Source organism: Parasaccharibacter sp. TMW 2.1888, from assembly GCF_023167265.1.
Taxonomy (GTDB): Bacteria; Pseudomonadota; Alphaproteobacteria; order Acetobacterales; family Acetobacteraceae; genus Bombella; species Bombella apis.
In genome coordinates this window covers 1962245-1980978 of sequence record NZ_CP030979.1, presented here as the reverse complement: position 1 = coordinate 1980978, position 18734 = coordinate 1962245, and the positions used below count along the sequence as shown (strand labels likewise).

At 57.0% G+C, this 18734-nt stretch carries 18 protein-coding genes and 1 tRNA gene; 12 read left to right on the top strand and 7 right to left on the bottom strand.

The features are described from left to right. Window positions 1–52 precede the first annotated feature (52 nt). From rpmE to DTQ13_RS09035, 4 genes are all read left to right on the top strand, one after another. A complete protein-coding gene (gene rpmE, locus DTQ13_RS09050; RefSeq protein ID WP_043560174.1) occupies window positions 53–280 on the top strand; it encodes a 50S ribosomal protein L31 in 228 nt (75 codons plus the stop codon). 242 nt (window positions 281–522) lie between these two features. After that, entirely contained in the window at window positions 523–1134 is a 612-nt protein-coding gene (locus DTQ13_RS09045) for a DUF1013 domain-containing protein (RefSeq protein ID WP_248460637.1), read from the top strand. Window positions 1135–1155: 21 nt separating this feature from the next. Further along, the gene (gene purE, locus DTQ13_RS09040; protein WP_248460635.1) at window positions 1156–1650 is read left to right on the top strand and encodes a 5-(carboxyamino)imidazole ribonucleotide mutase; all 495 of its coding nucleotides are present in this window, start codon (window positions 1156–1158) and stop codon (window positions 1648–1650) included. Next, complete coding sequence (locus DTQ13_RS09035; RefSeq protein ID WP_043560180.1) at window positions 1647–2783, top strand: 5-(carboxyamino)imidazole ribonucleotide synthase; 1137 nt, start codon at window positions 1647–1649, stop codon at window positions 2781–2783. The genes purE and DTQ13_RS09035 overlap by 4 nt, the downstream gene beginning before the upstream one ends. Here the strand turns inward: DTQ13_RS09035 and DTQ13_RS09030 are convergent, their stop codons facing one another. Beyond that, on the bottom strand, window positions 2784–3422 hold the full coding sequence (locus DTQ13_RS09030; protein WP_248460634.1) for a RadC family protein: 639 nt from the start codon (window positions 3420–3422) through the stop codon (window positions 2784–2786). 5 nt (window positions 3423–3427) lie between these two features. Then, window positions 3428–4051 carry a JAB domain-containing protein gene (locus DTQ13_RS09025; protein ID WP_248460632.1) on the bottom strand — a complete coding sequence of 208 codons (624 nt, stop codon included), beginning with the start codon at window positions 4049–4051 and terminating at the stop codon, window positions 3428–3430. A 99-nt stretch (window positions 4052–4150) separates the two neighbouring features. Here DTQ13_RS09025 and DTQ13_RS09020 point away from each other — a divergent pair, with 99 nt between their 5' ends. From DTQ13_RS09020 to DTQ13_RS09010, 3 genes are read left to right on the top strand one after another with little or no spacing between them, the layout of a single operon-like run. Next, a complete protein-coding gene (locus DTQ13_RS09020) occupies window positions 4151–6364 on the top strand; it encodes an ATP-dependent helicase (RefSeq protein ID WP_248460631.1) in 2214 nt (737 codons plus the stop codon). Between the two features lie 17 nt (window positions 6365–6381). Beyond that, window positions 6382–7287: a 50S ribosomal protein L11 methyltransferase gene (locus DTQ13_RS09015; RefSeq protein ID WP_043561252.1), complete on the top strand. Its 906-nt coding sequence runs from the start codon at window positions 6382–6384 to the stop codon at window positions 7285–7287. Between the two features lie 32 nt (window positions 7288–7319). Next, window positions 7320–9089 (top strand): aminopeptidase P family protein, encoded by a 1770-nt coding sequence (locus DTQ13_RS09010; RefSeq protein ID WP_248460629.1) that lies wholly within the window; start codon window positions 7320–7322, stop codon window positions 9087–9089. 79 nt (window positions 9090–9168) lie between these two features. Here the strand turns inward: DTQ13_RS09010 and DTQ13_RS09005 are convergent, their stop codons facing one another. Next, a complete protein-coding gene (locus DTQ13_RS09005; protein ID WP_043560191.1) occupies window positions 9169–9393 on the bottom strand; it encodes a DUF3126 family protein in 225 nt (74 codons plus the stop codon). A gap of 140 nt (window positions 9394–9533) precedes the next feature. Here DTQ13_RS09005 and DTQ13_RS09000 point away from each other — a divergent pair, with 140 nt between their 5' ends. Next, on the top strand, window positions 9534–10229 hold the full coding sequence (locus tag DTQ13_RS09000; RefSeq protein ID WP_227431435.1) for a hypothetical protein: 696 nt from the start codon (window positions 9534–9536) through the stop codon (window positions 10227–10229). A 53-nt stretch (window positions 10230–10282) separates the two neighbouring features. On the opposite strand, the gene DTQ13_RS08995 is transcribed toward DTQ13_RS09000, so the two are convergent. Genes DTQ13_RS08995 through DTQ13_RS08980 form a run of 4 tightly spaced genes read right to left on the bottom strand, consistent with a single transcriptional unit; the run spans window position 10283 to window position 16628 of the window. Further along, on the bottom strand, window positions 10283–10978 hold the full coding sequence (locus DTQ13_RS08995; RefSeq protein ID WP_043560193.1) for a pyridoxine 5'-phosphate synthase: 696 nt from the start codon (window positions 10976–10978) through the stop codon (window positions 10283–10285). 19 nt (window positions 10979–10997) lie between these two features. Next, window positions 10998–12002, bottom strand: coding sequence for a 4-hydroxythreonine-4-phosphate dehydrogenase PdxA (gene pdxA / locus DTQ13_RS08990; RefSeq protein WP_248460627.1), 1005 nt, complete (start codon window positions 12000–12002; stop codon window positions 10998–11000). A 17-nt stretch (window positions 12003–12019) separates the two neighbouring features. Beyond that, window positions 12020–13435, bottom strand: coding sequence for a M20/M25/M40 family metallo-hydrolase (locus DTQ13_RS08985; RefSeq protein WP_248460626.1), 1416 nt, complete (start codon window positions 13433–13435; stop codon window positions 12020–12022). Next, entirely contained in the window at window positions 13428–16628 is a 3201-nt protein-coding gene (locus DTQ13_RS08980) for a glycosyltransferase (RefSeq protein WP_248460624.1), read from the bottom strand. The genes DTQ13_RS08985 and DTQ13_RS08980 overlap by 8 nt, the downstream gene beginning before the upstream one ends. Before the next feature lie 237 nt (window positions 16629–16865). On the opposite strand from DTQ13_RS08980, the gene DTQ13_RS08975 reads away from it, so the two are divergent. From DTQ13_RS08975 to DTQ13_RS08960, 4 genes are all read left to right on the top strand, one after another. Continuing rightward, window positions 16866–17198: a hypothetical protein gene (locus tag DTQ13_RS08975; protein WP_043560207.1), complete on the top strand. Its 333-nt coding sequence runs from the start codon at window positions 16866–16868 to the stop codon at window positions 17196–17198. A 12-nt stretch (window positions 17199–17210) separates the two neighbouring features. Next, window positions 17211–17930, top strand: a complete 720-nt coding sequence (pyrF, locus tag DTQ13_RS08970; protein WP_248460623.1) for an orotidine-5'-phosphate decarboxylase — start codon at window positions 17211–17213, stop codon at window positions 17928–17930. Further along, window positions 17927–18580, top strand: a complete 654-nt coding sequence (locus DTQ13_RS08965) for a phosphoribosylanthranilate isomerase (protein ID WP_248460622.1) — start codon at window positions 17927–17929, stop codon at window positions 18578–18580. Before pyrF ends, DTQ13_RS08965 begins: the two co-directional genes overlap by 4 nt. A 24-nt stretch (window positions 18581–18604) precedes the next feature. Beyond that, window positions 18605–18695, top strand: a tRNA-Ser gene (locus DTQ13_RS08960). Window positions 18696–18734 lie beyond the last annotated feature (39 nt).

Genomic DNA, 18734 nt, shown 5'->3' with positions numbered 1-18734 from the left:
CCGTCTGCTCCGGTCGGTATCGGAGCTTCTTTCATCAGGTTCAGGAAATATTATGAAACCCGGTATCCACCCCGACTATCATGAAATCACGGTCGTGATGGCTGATGGCAGCGAATATACAACGCGTTCCTGCTACGGCGAGCCCGGCGCGAAGCTGCGTCTGGACGTTGACCCCAAGACCCATCCGGCCTGGACGGGCGTTCAGCGTATTCTGGATACAGGGGGGCAGGTTGCCAAGTTCAACAAGCGCTTCTCCGGTATTGGCAATATCAAGAAGTAAGACAGTTTCCCTTTACGGGATGTCTGGATAGAGAAACCCTCCACCCTTTTCCTCGGGTGGAGGGTTTCTTTTTATTTCTTTCCATCTTGACCTCTCATGGTCTCTGACGCATCTTGGCGGCACTGTCGTGCATTGTCGCAGGCACCGCCCCTCATGCGGGTGGCGGGTGATTCTTTTCCAGAGTGGCCCGGGCCCTGCCAGATGCCGGACCATATTATCGCTCTGCAAAGGACTGCGTTGACATGACCCTGCCGCTAATGCCGAAGGCAACTGCCGTCTGGCTGATTGAGAAAACCGGCCTTACCTTTGACCAGATCGCCACTTTCTGCGGGATGCACCCGCTGGAGATTCAGGCTATTGCTGATGGTGAGGTTGGCGGCGGGATCAACGGCTATGATCCTGTAAAAAACAATCAGCTGACTGAGACCGAGATCAAGCGCTGTGAGGCCAATCCCGCCGCCCGGCTCAAGCTGACAGCCACTCCCAATCCCGTGGCCCGTCGTGCCAAGGGGGCACGCTACACGCCGGTGGCCAAGCGGCATGATCGCCCCGATGCCATCGCTTTTGTCCTGCGCCAGTTCCCGCAGCTGAACGATACCCAGATTGTCCGCCTGTTGGGCACAACCAAGGATACGATTGCCAAAATCCGCAACCGTGAGCATTGGAACAGCCCCAACATCAAGCCTCGTGACCCCGTCATCCTTGGCCTCTGCACCCAGACAGACCTGAATGCTGCCGTTCAGGCCGCCAATGACCGTCTCGTCCGGGAAGGCAAGCCGCTTGAGAATGATCATGAGGCAATCGACCCGGAGAGCCTCTTCCCGTCCCGTGATGAAACCGGCAACAGCTTCTGAGACAAAGAGGGGCAGAACACGATGAGTGTCTCACCAGCGCCGTCAGTCGGTGTGATCATGGGCAGCCAGTCGGATTGGGAGACCATGAAGCATGGTTGTGAGCAGCTGGAAGCTCTGGGCATCCCCTATGAGGCCCGGATCGTTTCCGCCCACCGGACGCCGGACCGGCTGGCTGATTATGCCAGAACGGCTCGTGAACGTGGCCTGAAGGTCATCATTGCCGGAGCGGGTGGCGCAGCCCATCTGCCAGGAATGTGTGCAGCATGGACGACCCTGCCTGTTTTTGGAGTGCCTGTGGAAAGCCGCACGCTCAAAGGGCAGGACAGTCTGCTCTCCATCGTGCAGATGCCTGGCGGGGTGCCTGTCGGCACACTGGCCATCGGCAAGGCTGGAGCCATCAATGCAGCTCTGCTGGCTGCATCTGTCCTTTCCCTCTCCGATGACAGCATAGCCGAAAGGCTTGAAGCCTTCAGGGTACGGCAGACGGCTTCCGTGGCTGAGGTTCCTGCAGGATGAAGACGGAAGCATTACAGCCTGGCGCCTGGATCGGCATTGTTGGGGGGGGACAGCTTGGTCGCATGTCTGCCGTGGCCGCTGCCCGGTTGGGCTATAGGGTCCATATCCTCTCCAACAGTGAGCCAAGCCCGGCAGCGGAAACATCGGCCCGTTTCACGGTTGGTGCTTACGATGATCCGGTGTGTCTGGAGCAGTTCGCCCGTTCCTGTGACGTCATTACGTTTGAATTTGAAAATATCAGCGCAGAGGGTCTGGCCCATCTGGCACGGTTCTGTCCGGTCCATCCATCCGGTCATATTCTGGAAACCAGCCAGGACCGTATCACCGAAAAGACCACTCTGGAATCCTTCGGCCTGCCGGTTGCCCCCTGGAGGGAAATCGGTTCGGCAGAGGAGTTTCATGCTCTTCCATCATTCGGCTTTCCCTGCATCCTGAAAACAACCCGTTTCGGTTATGATGGGAAGGGGCAGTTCCGTCTGGAGAATGAAGCCGCTTTCAACTCTCTGGCAGCAGAGGCAGACACCCTCCCCTATCCGCTGGTTGCGGAGCGGAAAATTGATTTTGCCCGTGAGGTCAGCGTGATGGTTGTCCGCAATGCAGCAGGCACCGTGCGCTGCTTTGATGTTACGGAAAATCATCATCGCCAGGGGATCCTCCGTGTCTCCATCACACCAGCCCCCATCATGCCCGATCTGGCTGAAAAAGCGCAGACCCTGGCCGCAACGTTGGCTGAAAAACTCGGGCTTGTCGGTATCATGGGGGTGGAACTGTTTGAGGATCGGGATGGCAGGCTCCTTGTCAATGAGATTGCGCCTCGCCCTCATAATTCCGGCCACTGGACCATGAGTGCCTGTCTGGTAGACCAGTTCGAAATGCATGTCCGGGCTGTGACCGGGCTGCCCCTGCCGCCTGCCCGACGCCATTCTGATGCCTACATGCATAATCTGATTGGCCCGGATGACATGGCGCTCCTGCCAGAGATCGTGGGGGAGGAAAATGCCTCCATCCACCTCTATGGAAAAGAGGAAGCTCGCCCGGGGCGCAAGATGGGCCATGTAAACCGCATCTTCCCTCGTGGAGGGCTGCCCGGAAGCATGGTTCTTTCCCGCTATCAGCCCCAGCTTGAGGACTGATCAGTCATCATCAAGAAGCCCAAGCTGGCGGAAGCTGGTCTGGGTTTTTCTTGTGATGATGACATGGTCTATCAGACAGACATCGATGACAGCCAATGCCTTCTGAATGGCCTGGGTCATGGTGATGTCTCCCCGGGATGGGTTTACCTGCCCTCCCGGATGATTGTGGACCATGATGATTCCGGCTGCGCCCAACGCCAGACATCGTTTTGCTATCTCACGTGGATAGACCGAAACATGGTTGATTGTCCCGTGGCTCTGCACTTCATCGCGGATGAGGTGTTTCCTGTCATCCAGAAAAAGAAGCCGGAACTGTTCCACTCTTTCCCTGGCCATCTGGACCATCAGATAGTCCTTCAGCAATTCCGGTTGCTCCAGCAGGTTGCCCTTTGGCAGCAGGGACCGTCCATACCGATGGGCCAGCTCTTTCAGCACAGCACAGAATACGGCCAGAGGCACATCATCCCGGCTTATGGCCTTTCTGTCCGTTGGCTGGGATGAAATGAGTTCAGCCAGTGAAGAATGATGCCGCAGAAGGCGCTCAACCAGTTCCTTGCGGGCATCTTTCCCGGCAACAACAAATGATGCGATTTTGTGAAAGCTCTCCCTGACGGAGGGCAGACGGTCCGTAATGGTCATCCTCCTCATAGAAGCCCGGATTCACTCATGCTGACATACCATCCCTCACCAATCAGGATGCCTTCATGGACGATGACATCCAGAGACCGCAAGGCCTGTCTCAGCCCCCGTACCTCTGGAGCCAGTGCCGTGGCTGGACTGCGTGGACGGTAATAGACGACGATGGCCGCAGTGGCGTGGCAGTTGAGAAGTGTCTGTGCAATTGATCGGTGGAGGGCATGAAGGTTACTGGCTGCTGGCAGCAGCTTTTCCATGATCAGGCCGTTGTTGCTGTCCAGGCAGATCAGACCGATGGCTGGCTCATCTGTCCTTTGCAATGTGCCTTTCAGATAATTCATCAGAGCCTTGGCATTGCCCAGCTGAAGCGGCATGTCTTCATCACTCTCCATGAGGGAGCGTGCTGCCAATACGGGCAGTTCCAGAAGGCTCATGATGCGCTCGCTCAGACCATGCTGCTCCAGTCTGGCAGAAGATGCCTGCAACAGCTTCCCTATCGACCCGAAAGCGGAAAGCAGCGCTTTGGCCTGCGGGTTGGTGTCCCTGCGAGGAATGGCGTAGAAAAGCAGAACCTCCAGGAGCTCATAGTCGGCCAAGGTCTCGGCTCCATGGGTGAGGATGCGCTCTCTCATCCGTGCCCTGTGCCCCTGTTTGGATGAAACTGCTTTTTTCACAATCTATGGTTATGTCCTAGCCAGCGGGTATGAGCCGCATTATACCAGATAATTGTGATGGATGATCTTTTTTCCCCCCGTTTTCCGTCTTCCGGTCCTGATTATCTGCACGGGCTGAATGAAGAGCAGCGTCTTGCCGTGGAAACGACGCAAGGCCCCCTGCTGATTCTAGCTGGTGCCGGTACCGGGAAGACCCGGGTTCTGACAACACGGTTCGCTCATATCCTGCTGGAAAAGCTGGCATGGCCCGAGCAGATACTGGCCGTGACCTTTACCAACAAGGCTGCCCGGGAAATGAGGGAGCGCATCAGCGCCATCCTCGGCCGACCAGTGGAAGGCCTCTGGTTGGGAACCTTCCACTCTCTCTGTGCCCGCATGCTTCGGCAGCATGCGCCACATGTCGGGCTGGAGCGCAACTTCACCATTCTCGATACGGACGACCAGCTCCGTCTTCTCAAGCAGGTCATCGAGCCCTGGAAACTGGACCTCAAGCGCTCTCCTCCGGCACAGATCATGCATCAGATCCAGTTATGGAAAGATCAGGCCCTGCTGCCCGATGGCATCACTGCTGCGCAGACACCTGAACTGGCCAATGGCCAGCTCCCGGCCATCTACGCTGCCTATCAGATACGTCTGAAGGAAATGAATGCCTGTGATTTCGGGGATCTCATGCTGCATGTGGTGACCATCCTCCGTCAGCATCCCGATGTACTGGAGCAGTATCAGAAACGCTTCCGCTATATTCTGGTTGACGAATATCAGGATACGAACACCATCCAGTATCTGTGGTTGCGTCTTCTGGCCAGAAGGCAGGATGGACAACCTTCTAACATTGCCTGCGTCGGGGATGACGATCAATCCATCTATTCATGGCGTGGTGCCGACATCGCCAATATCCTCCGTTTCGAGAAAGATTTTCCCGGTGCACGGATCATCCGGCTGGAGCAGAATTATCGTTCCACCCCCCGCATCCTGACCGTGGCTTCGCAGGTCATTGCCCATAATGAGGGACGGTTGGGCAAGGTTCTGCGGCCTGGGCTCGACATCATGGAGGGTGATCCTGTCGAGGTCATCAACATGCCGGACTCGGATGACGAGGCCCGTGTCATTGGCCGCCGGATACAGGAGTTTCACACAAAAGGTCATCCTTACGGTTCCATCGCCATCCTGATGCGGGCTGGTTTCCAGACACGTCCCTTTGAGGATGCCCTGATGAAAATGGGCATCCCCTATCAGATTGTTGGCGGTTTGCGTTTTTATGAACGGGCCGAGATACGGGATGCCATCGCCTATATGCGGGCAGTGCTGTATCCCGTTGACGATCTGGCTTTTGAGCGCATCGTCAATCTGCCCAAACGGGGATTTGGCAGTGTTGCCCTGACCCGTCTGCGGAATGCTGCCAGAGAGAGGGGGCTGTCCCTTCAACAGACGCTTCAGCATCAGCTGGAACAGGGGCAGCTGAAGGGCAAGGCGGCCGCCACGCTGTCGGACCTGATGGACAGCCTCTCCAGGGCCAGAGACACTGTCGGCAAGGAAGGCCATGTTGTCGCCACTGACATGGTGCTGGAAGAAAGTGGGTATCTCGCCATGTGGCGGGATGACCCGAAGACCATAGAAGCCGCCGGCAGGCTGGACAACATCCGGGAGCTGATCCGGGCGATTGGTGAGTTTCCAACAATGGATGCGTTTCTGGAACACATCGCCCTTGTGATGGACAGCGACAATGCCGAGGACGATCCGGACAAGGTCAGCCTGATGACGCTCCACGCCGCCAAAGGGCTTGAGTTCCCAACGGTTTTCCTGCCCGGATGGGAGGAAGGCCTTTTCCCGTCCCAGCGTTCTCTGGATGAAGGTGGAAACCAGGCTCTGGAGGAAGAACGGCGCCTCGCTTATGTCGGTCTTACCCGTGCCCGTGAGCGGGTAATCATATCCCATGCAAACAGTCGTCGGCTTTATACAAACTGGCAGGATTCCATACCAAGCCGCTTTCTGGATGAACTGCCTGAAGAACAGGTTTTACGGAATGTTGCAGAGGCCGGTCACGCCCTGCCCTCAAGGTCATTTTTCAGGCACAGGGCTCAGGTTCTGTCAGGACAGCAGCGGGCCAGACCGTCCGCTATGCAGCCTGCCGTCCCCATCGGAGCGACGGTGCGCCACAACCGTTACGGTGAAGGTGTGGTCATCGGGGTTGAAGGGGATCGTCTGTCCATCAATTTTGAAAATATCGGTCTGAAGCGGATCATGGCCGGTTTTATAGAGGTCGTATCGTGAAGACAAAACAGAGCCCTATTGCCCCCACCCATGTTGGTTCCCGCCATGCCCGGGCGCTGGAGACGCTTTCCATTGTGGTGGAGGAAATACACGTTCCACTTTTTGAGCAGGCCCTGCTTGGGGTCTGTGACACGGTCGGCATGTTCGAAGAGGATGATGAGCAGCGTTACTGGCGGCTGGAAGCCGTCAAGGAAAAAGGGCGGAATGAGGAGGAGCTGGATAACGCCCTGGCGCTTGTCCGTGCCATGACAGGCGTGGACGCCCCCCTGCACCGGCAGAACACCGAGGCTGAGGGCTGGCTGGCCCGTACGCAGGAAGCCTTCCCTCCCCAATATGTCGGACGGCGGTTCTGTATCCGGGGGACACATCTGAAGGAGACGTCACCTTCCAATCGGCTGGACATCATACTGGATGCCGGGATCGCTTTCGGGTCCGGTGAACATGGTTCCACCCGCGGGTGCCTGCGTGCCTTGGAACAAATTGCCCATCGGCGCCCCCGTCATATTCTGGACATGGGATGTGGGTCCGGTATTCTGGCCATGGCAGCGGCTCGCCTGCTGCATCGCCCTGTTCTGGCCGTGGATATCGAGCCATGGTCTGTCCGTGTTGCAGCTTCCAATGCCCGGCTGAACAGGCTCGGCCCCCTGCTGGACTGCCGCTTCGGCAATGGCTGGCATACGGAAGCTGTTCGCCGCAATGCTCCCTATGATCTTGTTTTTGCCAATATTCTGGCTCGTCCTCTCTGCCGCATGGCCAAGGATCTTGCCCGCAACCTTCAGGCAGGGGGAACAGCCATCCTGGCCGGACTGCTCAATACCCAGGCCCGCATGGTGCTGGTTGCCCACCAGAGGCAGGGCCTGATCCTTGAAAAGCAGCTCAGGGAAGGCCCCTGGAGTACCTTGATCCTTCGGAAACCAGCCTGACTGTTCTCTCCCATTTTTCCATGGTGGCGTCTGTGTCTCTTTCATCCATTCCTTTGCAGGACCGTCCTGCTCTCGTCCGCCAGCAATTCGACAGACTTGGCATTTCCGGTGTCATCGTCACCCGGGGTGATGAATATCTGGGGGAATATGTTGCGCCCCATTCTGAAAGACTGGCCTGGCTAACCGGTTTTACGGGCAGTGCTGGCCTTGCCATCCTGCTGGCAGAAACCGGCTGTGTTTTTTCCGATGGCCGCTACACCGTACAGATGGCCGAGCAGGCTCCTGCCGCATTGTGGGAAACCCGTCATGGCGGCCAGCATCCTCCCCGGCAGTGGCTGGCTGAGAAAGCGCAAGGGCTGCGCATCGGGTATGACCCCCGGCTGACCAGCCAGAGAGACCTCTCATCATGGGAGACGGATGGTATTCAGCTCGTACCCCTGTCTGACAATCCAATAGATATGTCATGGCATGATCAGCCTCCCTCACCAGCCAATCTGATCCATCACCAACCATTCGAATTTACAGGGGAAACAAGCCGGAGCAAGCGGGATCGTCTGGCCCGGCAGCTGCATGAAGCGGGGCAGGATGCCATGATCCTTGCGGACTGCCCGTCCCTCGCCTGGCTGTTGAACATCAGGGGAAGTGACATTGCCATGACCCCTGTCGCCCATGCGTACGGCCTGCTTCATGCTGATGGTTCGGCCGACATTTTTGCTGATGTGACCCGTTTCCATGATGCCCCGGAAGATTCAGGCATACGTCCATTCCCTCCTTCCGAACTGTCGAAGGCCTTGCAGGCCCTGGCCGGAAAAACCGTACGGCTGGACCCTGCCACGACGCCAGTCTGGTTCAGCATGGTCCTGAAGGACGCCGGAGCTCACATCGCTGATGGGCCGGACCTGTGCACTCTTCCCAAAGCCATCAAAACAACCGTGGAACAGGATGGCAACCGTCGGGCGCATGAACTGGACAGCATTGCTCTGGCCCGGTTCCTGCACTGGCTGGAAGAACATGGCCCCGGCCATCGTGAAACAGAATTGGCCGATCGCCTTGAGGCGTTCCGGGCCATGTCCCCTGATTATCGGGGCCCCAGTTTTGAGACAATTTCTGCGGCTGGTCCCAACGGCGCTTACCCTCATTACCGGGCCGAAGCCGGGCATGACAGCATCCTCCAGAAAAACAGCGTCTATCTGGTTGATAGTGGGGCGCAATATCCTTTCGGCACCACGGACATCACACGGACTATCTGGACTGGCCCGGATGAAGCACCTGCCGCCATCCAGAAAGCTTTCACGGCAGTTCTGAAGGGGCATATTGCCCTGAGCCGCCAGCGTTTCCCCATGGGACTGCCAGGTTACAGGCTGGATACTCTTGCCCGGGCGGCTCTCTGGAATCAGGGACTGGATTTTGATCATGGTACCGGCCATGGCATTGGCAGTTATCTTTCCGTCCATGAGGGGCCTCAATCCATCTCCGTAGCGCCACGGCCGACCGGCCTTGTACCAGGGATGATCCTTTCCAACGAACCGGGCTATTACGAGGTTGGCGCTTACGGCATCCGTATCGAGAACCTGCTGCTCGTTCGGGAAAGTTCCCTGCCCGGAACCGTACGGCCCTCCCTGGAGTTCGAGGTGTTGACCCACACCCCCATAGATCGCCGTCTCATCGCCATGGAGCTTCTGACAGCAGAAGAACGGCACTGGCTGGACCAGTACCATGCCACGGTTCTGGAAAAGCTCCTGCCACTGCTGGAAGATGAGCTGCACCCGTGGCTCCGTCAGAGCTGTGCACCTCTGCTTTGAAAGCAGTACCTGCATATGAAAAAACCTCTCACCATCAAGGATGAGAGGTTTCCTGCTGTACCGGTAAGACCGCTACAGGTCAGGCAGGAGGGAGGTCTTCTTCCAGCACTGTCATGTTGACGGCATAGGAGACCTCGCCCTCATCCTCATCGCGATACACAGTCCCCACGACTTCACCAGCCACTGCGATTTCCACACTCATGCCCTTGCGTGGCGGGACCTGAACTGTCAGCTCCGGAGAGCCCAGCAGACGGCGCAGTGCCTTTTGCAGGCGGGGAACCTCAGCAGCGGAAATATCGGCCATAAAGCAAACTCCAAAAAGGGAAACGGCTCCTCCTTCTCTAACCGATTGCACTGGAGACTAAAACCCATCTTTCAGACAGAAAGAAAAACATGATAAAGCAGTCCCCCCATTGCCTGCCTTTCTACTCTGATGGAGAGAGAATGACATTTCAGAAAATCCTGTTCCGGCTTACCTGTATGCTGCCGCTCGGCCTCTCTGCCTGCGGTTATTGGGATGCCCATGAGGCTCACAAAGCTCAATATGAAATGATCGGCATGACAAGCTATGATCTGCAGGCTTGTGCGGGGGCTCCCAATTCGACCAAATCACTGAATGACAGTACGGCGATCTGGGAATACGACATTTCCCGTTCGATCGCCCCTCTCCCCAGCTCTGGCCTTCTTCCAGTAAGTTCGGCTATCAGCGCCTATCAGTCTATTTTCGGTGGAGCTGGCTCAAGCTGCCGGATGCTTGTCCGTATGGATCATGATCGGGTTGCCGAGATCCATTATGCGGGCGACGATGACGAATATATTGGCGAAGATGGTATCTGCTCCATGCTGACACGCGGCTGTGCACGACAGCCTGAAGGAACAATGCGTGATGCTCCGGGCGTCTGGCCCATGGGGCCGATTTCGGCATTTCATTCCATGCCCACGGAAGAGCAGCGGCCAGAGGCCACCTATTCCGACAAATCAAGTAAATTTGTTCCGAATTACGATCATAAGCCGAACGAACCTCTTATCCAGCCAGCTCCTAAAGACGGGAGCATCCCTAAGGTCCGTCGTAACAATGGGCTATTCAGTATCCAGCAGGGCAATAATGGATTGCCCATCTTCAACACACAGCCCAACTGAATCCTGAGAGAGGTCCCAGTGACGGGACCTCTCCATGACGGTTGATGAAGTCTTCAGGAAAGCAGATCTTTCATCCGCCGCACGGAAGCTCCCAGCCCGACAAAGACGGCTTCGCTGATCAGGAAATGGCCGATATTGAGTTCTTTCAGCCCAGGCAGTTCCGTGATGGGAGAGACATTCTCATAGGTCAGACCATGACCGGCATGAAGTTCAATCCCGCATTCAGCTGTCATATGGGCAGCCCTGTGGAGACGTTCCAGCTCGCCTTCTTTCCCCAGAGCGTAGGCTCCCGTATGCAGTTCAACTACCGGAGCTCCCAGAGCAGCCGCCGTGCGAATGGCTTCCGGCTCTGGATCGATGAACAGCGAAACACGGATGCCAGCTTCCAGAAGGCGGCTGACATGCGGGGCCAGACTTTCTCGTAATCCTACGACATCAAGCCCACCTTCTGTTGTCAATTCCTCCCGTCTTTCGGGCACAAGGCAGCAGGCGTGGGGCTTCAGTGCGCAGGCCATGGTCACCATTTCGTCCGTGACAGCCATTTCAAAATTGAGTGGAGCCGAAAGCGCCCGGAGGCGACGGATATCCTCATCCCGAATGTGGCGGCGGTCCTCACGCAGATGGGCCGTAATACCATCAGCCCCATTCTCCAGAGCCAGCTCAGCAGCACGGACAGGGTCGGGGTAGCGCTCACCCCGTGCGTTCCGCAATGTTGCAACATGATCAACATTGATACCAAGACGGATCATGGGCTGTTCCTTTCCCTCTTCATGGAGTCTGCGCATCACTCATGACACGCTGGCTTGCCATATCATGGGCCATGGCAAGCGCTGATGAAAGGCTTGAAATGCTTGCCTTTCCTGTCTCACCCGGACCGACGGCAATATCAAAGGCTGTTCCATGATCTGGCGATGTGCGGATGATGGGCAGACCCAGTGTGACGTTGACACCTCCAGCCATGTCCAATGTCTTGACCGGGATGAGGCCTTGATCGTGATACAGGCAGATTGCCGCATCGTACCGGGGACGGACAGCGGCACTGAACATGGTATCTGGTGGCATGGGGCCACTTACCTCCAGCCCTTCCCGCTGCAAGGCCTCTATAGCGGGTTTTATGATGCAGCTTTCCTCATCCCCCATCATGCCATTTTCACCTGCGTGAGGGTTCAGCCCTGCAATGGCAAGCCGAGGCTGGACCAGACCGAAATCACGTTGCAGGGCAGATGCCGTTACCCGGCTCACAGCCATGATGCGGTCTGCCGAAAGCGTCTCGATAGCCTGTCTCAACGATACATGAATGCTTGTCAAAGCAACCTTGAGCTGCTGGCAGGCCAGCATCATGACTTCCCTGCCACGGGCACCACACAGAGCTGCCAGAAACTCTGTATGCCCCGGATGGGGAAAACCGGAAGCTGCAAGCACATGCTTGGCAATCGGGTTGGTCACGACAGCTCCGGCTGCCCCTGACAGAGCGTAATGAACAGCTTTTCTGATGCTCTCGATCACCGCTACGGCATTGCCTGTTGAGGGATGCCCGGGTTTGACCGGTTCCGGACAGGAAAGCGCCAGTACGGGCAGGGCTTCTGCAAAACAGGCGGCTGCCTCGGACGGATGGCATATTTCCCGGTAGGGTGTGTTGCCTCCCAGCAGCACCGGGTCCCCTATCCAGAAAAAAGGTCGCCCAGCCGTTCTGAGACACTCCCAGACACGGCGTGTCAGTTCCGGCCCCACGCCAGCCGGGTCTCCCATGGTCAGGGCAACAGGTTGCGCCATGCCTGGTCTTATACGATTCATCGGGCCAGGGCAGCCAGGATGCGGACCCATGAGCGTATCCCGTGGAAGAATGAATCAAGACCATACTGCTCGTTGGGAGAGTGTATCCGATCATCAGCCTGAGCAAATCCCACCATGAGTGCATCCATGCCCAAAGCTTCACGGATTTCCTCTGCTACCGGGATCGAGCCTCCACAACCAGTCATGACGGCCGGTTTGCCCCATTCCTTACCCAGAGCGTCCAATGTTGCCAGAAGAAAGGGATTGTCCTGATTCACGGCAAAACCGGATGAAGCTCCATGCCCCGTAAAGACAACCTCGACATCTTCCGGCAGGGCTGCACGGACATAAGCCCGGAAGGAGTCCCGAATCCTGAGTGGGTCCTGCCCCGGTACCAGACGGAATGATACCTTCGCCGAAGCCCGGGCCGGAATGACCGTCTTGAAGCCATCCGCCTGATACCCGCCAGCAAGGCCATTGACCTCAAAACTCGGACGGCACCATGTCTGCTCAATGGCACTGAAGCCCCGCTCACCAGCAGCATGGGACAGGCCGACATCTTCCAGCAGGGCTGCATCATCAGGATAGAGTGTCCGCCACTGCTGGCGGGTATGCTCATCCGGCACGGTCACACCGTCATAAAAACCGGGCAGTGTGACCCGCCCCTGCTCATCACGCAGGCCACTGATGATCTGGCAGAGCAGAAAAGCCGGATTGGCCGCAGCATTGCCATACATGCCGGAATGAAGGTCCTGGCTGGCAGCAACGAGCTCGATTTCCTCGGCAACCGTGCCACGCAAAGAGGTCGTGATGGCCGGGGTCTCCCTGTCCGGCATGGCGGTATCACAGATCAGGGCAATATCAGCTTTCAGCTCTTCCTGATTCTCCTTGAGAAAGGGAAGCAGATTCTCACCACCGGATTCTTCTTCACCTTCCAGAAGAAAACTGACAGCCACGGGGAGATCCCCATGAACAGCTTTCCATGCCCGACAGGCCTCGATGAAGGTCATCACCTGCCCTTTGTCATCGCTCGCTCCCCGGGCCACGAGGACCTTCCGGCCATCGCCGGTTTTCTTCAGGCAGGGTTCGAACGGATCCGTTAACCAGAGGGCTTCGGGGTCTGTCGGCTGAACATCGTAATGACCATAGAAGAGAACGTGGGTCTGCCCGTTCCGTACCTTCTCTGCATTGGCATCATCATGCCCGACAACCATTGGATGCCCCGGTTCTGCCCATGAAACATCCCGCAAAGACGCCGTAAAGCCAAGCCCCTGCAATTCGTCCGCCAACCAGCGTGCGGCTTTCCGGCAATCATCCCTGTGCTGCTTCTGTGTGGAAATGCTGGGAATCCGCAACAGTTCACAAAGCCGCTCCAGTGCCGTCTCCTTGGTGGCCTCCACATGCTGGAGGACTGCGGCCATACGTTCAGTCATTGTCAGCCTGTTCCTTCTGATTCTGGTCTTCTTCAGGCAATGTCACACCCAGATGAGTGGGAAGCGGCATGAATTCATCCTCCAGCCCGTCTTCCGACTCTTCATCTTTATCTTCGGCGGCAGGGGGGTCTCCAGCCGGTTTCAACACGATGCGCAGAGGGGCTGGTGCAAAGGAGCGATGTAGCGACACCCCTTCCTTCCCGGCAGGGGGGGCTACCGTAGCGGGCCCATTCAGTAATGCCTCGATGAACCGCCCAAAAGCTTCATGCAGGCGACCATGGCCGTGCCTCTCCCTGACCGTTTCATGCGCTTTGCGCCGTATCCGGTCCCAGAGAGTCGGGTCTTCATACAGACGGATGATCTGCCGGGCGAAATGCTGCGGATCGTTGAAACCACCATCCAGAGCTTCTTCTTCATCCTTCCAGCCCAGACGTTCCATCTGAACCTTGTTCAGCACGGCCGGGATGCCCTGACCGGCGGCCTCCAGTATCTCGGTAGCCTGTGTGGCCGGGACCCGCGAGGGGTCCATGAGAATACGGCATCGCTGCATCATCCTGGGCAGCGTATCCATTTCGGCCAAGCCATCCAGTGGTGCCAGGCGCTCATAAAATCCCAGATCGACCAAAGGATGATGATACCCTCCGATCCCGATGGAAGGTGGCAGACTGAAATGACGTTGCAAGTGGGGCATCACGGCAAGGCAGAACCAGTCAAATCCGTCATGTCCGGAATCCCCTGCCCGGTAGATAGAAAGAGGGAACAAAATACCCTGCCGCCGTTCAAATTCGTCCTGTTTGCCCAGCTGCCGGCATGAAACAGCATAAGGCAGAGCTGTGACATTGCCGTAGCCCAGCCTGTGCAGCAGTGCGGTTGTCTGCTCATCACCCGTCACGATGCCTTGGCAGAGCCACGCATAATCCAGTTCTTTTCTGGCTTCCCTCATGAGACGTGCCGGCTCATCCACAATGCCAACGAGACGTCGCAGATGCTCTTCCACAGCTCTGAGGGCCGTGCCGTCCTGATTGACAGTATCAAGAACGATCAGCTTGTCCTGAAGGGAAATGTCCCCTGTGGCAAGAACCGGCCCCAGACGGGACAGAACATGCGTTCCACCAATCCAGAGCAGTTTCATGTCGGTCAACCGGTCCCGCAGGAAGGATGAAAAATCATCCACACCCCGCCAGCATTCCACATCAGCTGGATAATCATGAGGAATGACGAGCCTGTCTTCTTCTTTCCGGTCCAGACCGACAACCAGCACCTGCCAGCCCAGCCAACGGAAAGCATCAATCTGCTGCATGACCCGCCGTGCTGAACCACCTTCAATCAGGCGTGGAAGATGGGGGAAAACCATCATGACAAGAGGGCGATAGCTCTTGCCCATGCGGGCGTCCCCTCGGGCCACGGCATGTCTGGGCAGAAAAACGGGGAATAGACGCCGCAAGGCATCCTTTCCCATGGTCCGCCTCGCATAACTTTCCGGCGTGGCATTCAGCAGTCTGGCCTGTACGGTTGGCCAATAAGACAGGGTCCGCCCCGTGGCCCGCAACGCCATGGAAAAACAGGTAAAGAAAGGCTCCACCCTGTGCCCTTCCAGGTAGTGCAGTGCCTGTTCCATCGCTGTGCGATGGCAGAACAGCAGCCCCCCCTGAATGGCTTCCACCATCTTCTGGAAACTGACAGACTGGGCCTGTCCTTTTTCTCCCTGACCATGGCACGTGATGCTGCCATCACGCCATACAGCGCTACCTGCTTCCAGTACGGTATTGGTGCTTGTAAGAAGTTTGCCGCCCCCCTCACTTTCTTCAGCCATCATGGAAGCCATGGCAAAGGACAGGGCCATGGGCAACAGCTGCACGCCGGATTCCAGAAGCAGGATGCGCTCACCGGCAAGAAAAGGCAGACTCTCCCGCAACTGCTGCGCCAGGGGCTGGAGCTTGTCGCTGACAACGTGCCGCAACCCCTCTACTGCCTGATCCAGCCGTTGCCGGGAAAGGGTGTTGCCCGTACTGGCCACGACGACCTGCATGTCGGGAATACCCTGCGCATGCAGGGAAGCAAGCGTTGCAATATCGAGCAGATAATTGCCCTGTGAAAACAGAACGACACTCAGCTGGGGAGACGCCTGATTCACGAACCTCAAAGGCTTCCTGAACAGGGAGGGCAGACTGGCTTCGACCTTGCATAACGCCAGCCTGTTGGCGGCAGTAATGGAAATCCCGGGAATTTCGGCACCTGTCCGCCCTTCCTGCTGTAAAATCCAGAGCAGAAAGGGATTGTCCACGTGTGCCTTGTTGAGTGACTGGGGCATATCCAGCGTGGCCACAAACGCCCTGAAATCCAGATCAGCCGATGGATTGCGCAGCTCACTGATCCCTGCCCGGATGAAATGGGCATAACCATTGCGGAACATTCCGCTTTTCACAGCATCAGCTACGTCAGGATTCTGTGCCAGATAATAGGATTCATCAAAATAAGGGTTCGGATCATAAGCGCTGGGATTGTCACATCCCATGTAATGGTGAAGTGGCCCTGTAAATACGCCATCCTCTATCAGCTTGAGAACATCGGGATATTTTTCAAGATACCAGACAGGATCGAAGTACCAGGACGTCCTGACTGTTTTCATGTCAGGATGTTCGAGGGCCAGATATTGGCTGAAGGCCCCCTGGGAGGGATCAAACGGAATGTTTTTCCCCAGACATTCACGAATGAAGAGTTCGGCATCGAAAAGGAAATGAGGCGACCGGAAACCATAATCCCCGACACGGAGAAAATGGTCATAGGCATTGACATGCCCTGCCTCACGCATGGCCCGGAGACTGTAGTCCGAATTCACCTTGAAGTAGTATTCTGCCGAGAAAAGCCAGTGTCCAGAGCAGCTCTGGCAGCCTACATCTACATAATGCTGGAACCCGCTCTGAAAGATACCTTTCTCCTGCACGCCACGCCGGACATCAGGATAGACATTCAGGTACCATTCTTCATCAAAATACCTGTTGGGTGAAGTTCCTTCCCGTCCCTCACCGCTCTGCCATCGCTCGGCAAGCTGTCCGTCCGTCCAGACCGTCCCCGCCTCTGCCAGCTGCCGGGCATAACGGCGACGGTACCAGGCGGCATCAAATTCACTCCAGACAGGAGCCCTTGCCCGATCATTCGCTACCGCCTCGAAAAAGGTCCCATCCGTGTCCATCTTGCTTCTACCAGCCTTTCCAGCATTGAGACGACGCCTGAGCGCCTAATACCAGAGTTTCCCCTTTTTAGGGAGGATAACTACACCTCCTTTCATCAAGATCATGTAAAGACAAAACAGATGGATGACAGAATGGGCGAGTTCTTCTAGAGTCCGCCAACAACATTCACCAGCATTCTTCATGACCCTCCTGGTCCATCTTGTTTACTGCCACGAGGCAGGGTAGGAGCAATCCGCATGATTCGCCTTCTGATCATCGTTCTTTTTCTGGCCTTTACGGCCATTTTCGCCATGAGCAATCTTGATGATGCCACCGTCTGGCTGGCCTCATTCGGCTTCTCCATCAAAATGGGAAAACTCATCACCCTGCTTGCCGTGCCGTCCCTCGTGCTGGGGCTGCTGCTTGGCCTGACAGGCGAACTGCGCCAGCGTCGCCGCGCCCGCAAGGCCGAATCACAGCTGCGTACATCCCAGAAACAGCTGATCGAGCTGCATCAGCGGCTCGACCAGCTCAAGGCGGGCAGTGTTGCTCCCACTTCTGATGCGATCCAGCCTTCTTCACAGAAATAAGACCATTTCCTCATGTCTATTCGTCGTACCCGCCTCATTGCCGCATTGGATACCGCCTCCCACGACCAGGCCCAGCACTGGGCAGCAGCGCTGGAAGGCAAGGTTGATGCCATCAAGCTTGGTCTGGAATTCACCTATGCCTGCGGGCTGGATGCCGTAAAAAGTCTGGCCGCCCGGCAGGAGCTTTTTCTGGATCTGAAGCTGCATGACATTCCCAACACGGTTGCCTCTGGCCTCCGGGCTCTGGCTCCCATCCAGCCGAGCCTGATGACCATTCACGCACTTGGGGGTGCCGAGATGATCAGCCGCTCCCGTGCAGTTCTGGAAGAGGCTTTCGATGACGGGCGGAAGCGCCCCAAGCTCCTTGCTGTGACTGTACTGACCAGCATGAATGAGGAAAGCCTTGCGGAGATAGGCATCAACACCACACCGCTAAAGGAAGTGGTACGGCTGGGCCGGATGGCTGTCCGGGCCGGAGCTGATGGTCTGGTCTGTTCAGCTCATGAAATTACGGCGCTGCGTGATGCTCTGGGTGACGAACCAGCACTTGTCGTTCCGGGCATTCGTCCCGCAGGCAGCAGCACGGATGACCAGAAGCGCATCATGACACCAGCACAGGCAGCACGGGCTGGTGCCGACTGGATCGTGGTTGGCCGTCCCATCACCCGGGCGAATGATCCCGCCGCCGCCGCACAGGCCATTCAGGATGAATTGCAGGCTGCGACCTTGTGAAGGTTGACGTCAAAATCTGTGGTCTGACACGGGCAGAAGATATGGAAGCCTGTGCCGTATCGGGTGTGCGCTGGGTTGGTCTTGTGTTCCATTCCGCCTCCCCCCGTTTTGTCCGACCGGAACAGGCAGCCCGGCTGCATGAGGCCATAGCGTCTCCCTCTGCGGGGGGGCCTCTTCGTGTCGGGCTTTTTGTGCGGCCAACCCATGAGCAGATTGCTGCCGTTCTGGAGCGTATCCCTCTGGATATTCTGCAACTCTATACAGATGAAGCCACTGCTTTCACCCTGAAAGAGCAGGCAGGTCGGCCCGTCTGGTTGGCCCGTGGCGTCGCCCAGCAGCACGATCTGCCTGTCTCGAAAGCCATGGATGGGTATGTCATCGAAGCACCGGCCCAGAAAGGAGATACCCGCCCCGGTGGGCTGGGGCGGGTGTTTGACTGGACGCTGACACGCCAGTGGCAGGCTCCTGCTCCGTGGCTTCTTGCCGGTGGACTGACCCCTGACAATGTGAGCGAGGCTGTACGGGTCAGCTGCGCCCAAGCCGTTGATGTCTCATCCGGAGTGGAAGAAGCTCCTGGGATCAAGTCTGCGCTTCTTATTGAAAAATTTGTGAAAAATTCTCAGAAAAAGGCTTGCACTCGCAAAGAATAATGGTATTGTCCCCCCATCGCTTGCGGAGAGATGGCCGAGCGGCTTAAGGCGCACGCTTGGAAAGCGTGTGTACGTTAATAGCGTACCGAGGGTTCGAATCCCTCTCTCTCCGCCACTTCCCCTTGAAAATCTGCTTTCCGTTCAGCGCTCCGAG

What these genes read in the sequence shown, in the direction of transcription:
- DTQ13_RS09020 (WP_248460631.1), top strand. Translation starts at nt 4,151, where the DNA reads ATGGATGATCTTTTTTCCCCCCGTTTTCCGTCTTCCGGTCCTGATTAT.
- pyrF (WP_248460623.1), top strand. Translation starts at nt 17,211, where the DNA reads ATGTCTATTCGTCGTACCCGCCTCATTGCCGCATTGGATACCGCCTCC.
- rpmE (WP_043560174.1), top strand. Translation starts at nt 53, where the DNA reads ATGAAACCCGGTATCCACCCCGACTATCATGAAATCACGGTCGTGATG.
- DTQ13_RS09035 (WP_043560180.1), top strand. Translation starts at nt 1,647, where the DNA reads ATGAAGACGGAAGCATTACAGCCTGGCGCCTGGATCGGCATTGTTGGG.
- DTQ13_RS09025 (WP_248460632.1), bottom strand. Translation starts at nt 4,051, where the DNA reads ATGAGAGAGCGCATCCTCACCCATGGAGCCGAGACCTTGGCCGACTAT.
- pdxA (WP_248460627.1), bottom strand. Translation starts at nt 12,002, where the DNA reads ATGGCGCAACCTGTTGCCCTGACCATGGGAGACCCGGCTGGCGTGGGG.
- DTQ13_RS09030 (WP_248460634.1), bottom strand. Translation starts at nt 3,422, where the DNA reads ATGACCATTACGGACCGTCTGCCCTCCGTCAGGGAGAGCTTTCACAAA.
- DTQ13_RS08995 (WP_043560193.1), bottom strand. Translation starts at nt 10,978, where the DNA reads ATGATCCGTCTTGGTATCAATGTTGATCATGTTGCAACATTGCGGAAC.
- DTQ13_RS09005 (WP_043560191.1), bottom strand. Translation starts at nt 9,393, where the DNA reads ATGGCCGATATTTCCGCTGCTGAGGTTCCCCGCCTGCAAAAGGCACTG.
- DTQ13_RS08980 (WP_248460624.1), bottom strand. Translation starts at nt 16,628, where the DNA reads ATGGACACGGATGGGACCTTTTTCGAGGCGGTAGCGAATGATCGGGCA.
- DTQ13_RS08985 (WP_248460626.1), bottom strand. Translation starts at nt 13,435, where the DNA reads ATGACTGAACGTATGGCCGCAGTCCTCCAGCATGTGGAGGCCACCAAG.
- DTQ13_RS09045 (WP_248460637.1), top strand. Translation starts at nt 523, where the DNA reads ATGACCCTGCCGCTAATGCCGAAGGCAACTGCCGTCTGGCTGATTGAG.
- purE (WP_248460635.1), top strand. Translation starts at nt 1,156, where the DNA reads ATGAGTGTCTCACCAGCGCCGTCAGTCGGTGTGATCATGGGCAGCCAG.
- DTQ13_RS08975 (WP_043560207.1), top strand. Translation starts at nt 16,866, where the DNA reads ATGATTCGCCTTCTGATCATCGTTCTTTTTCTGGCCTTTACGGCCATT.
- DTQ13_RS09000 (WP_227431435.1), top strand. Translation starts at nt 9,534, where the DNA reads ATGACATTTCAGAAAATCCTGTTCCGGCTTACCTGTATGCTGCCGCTC.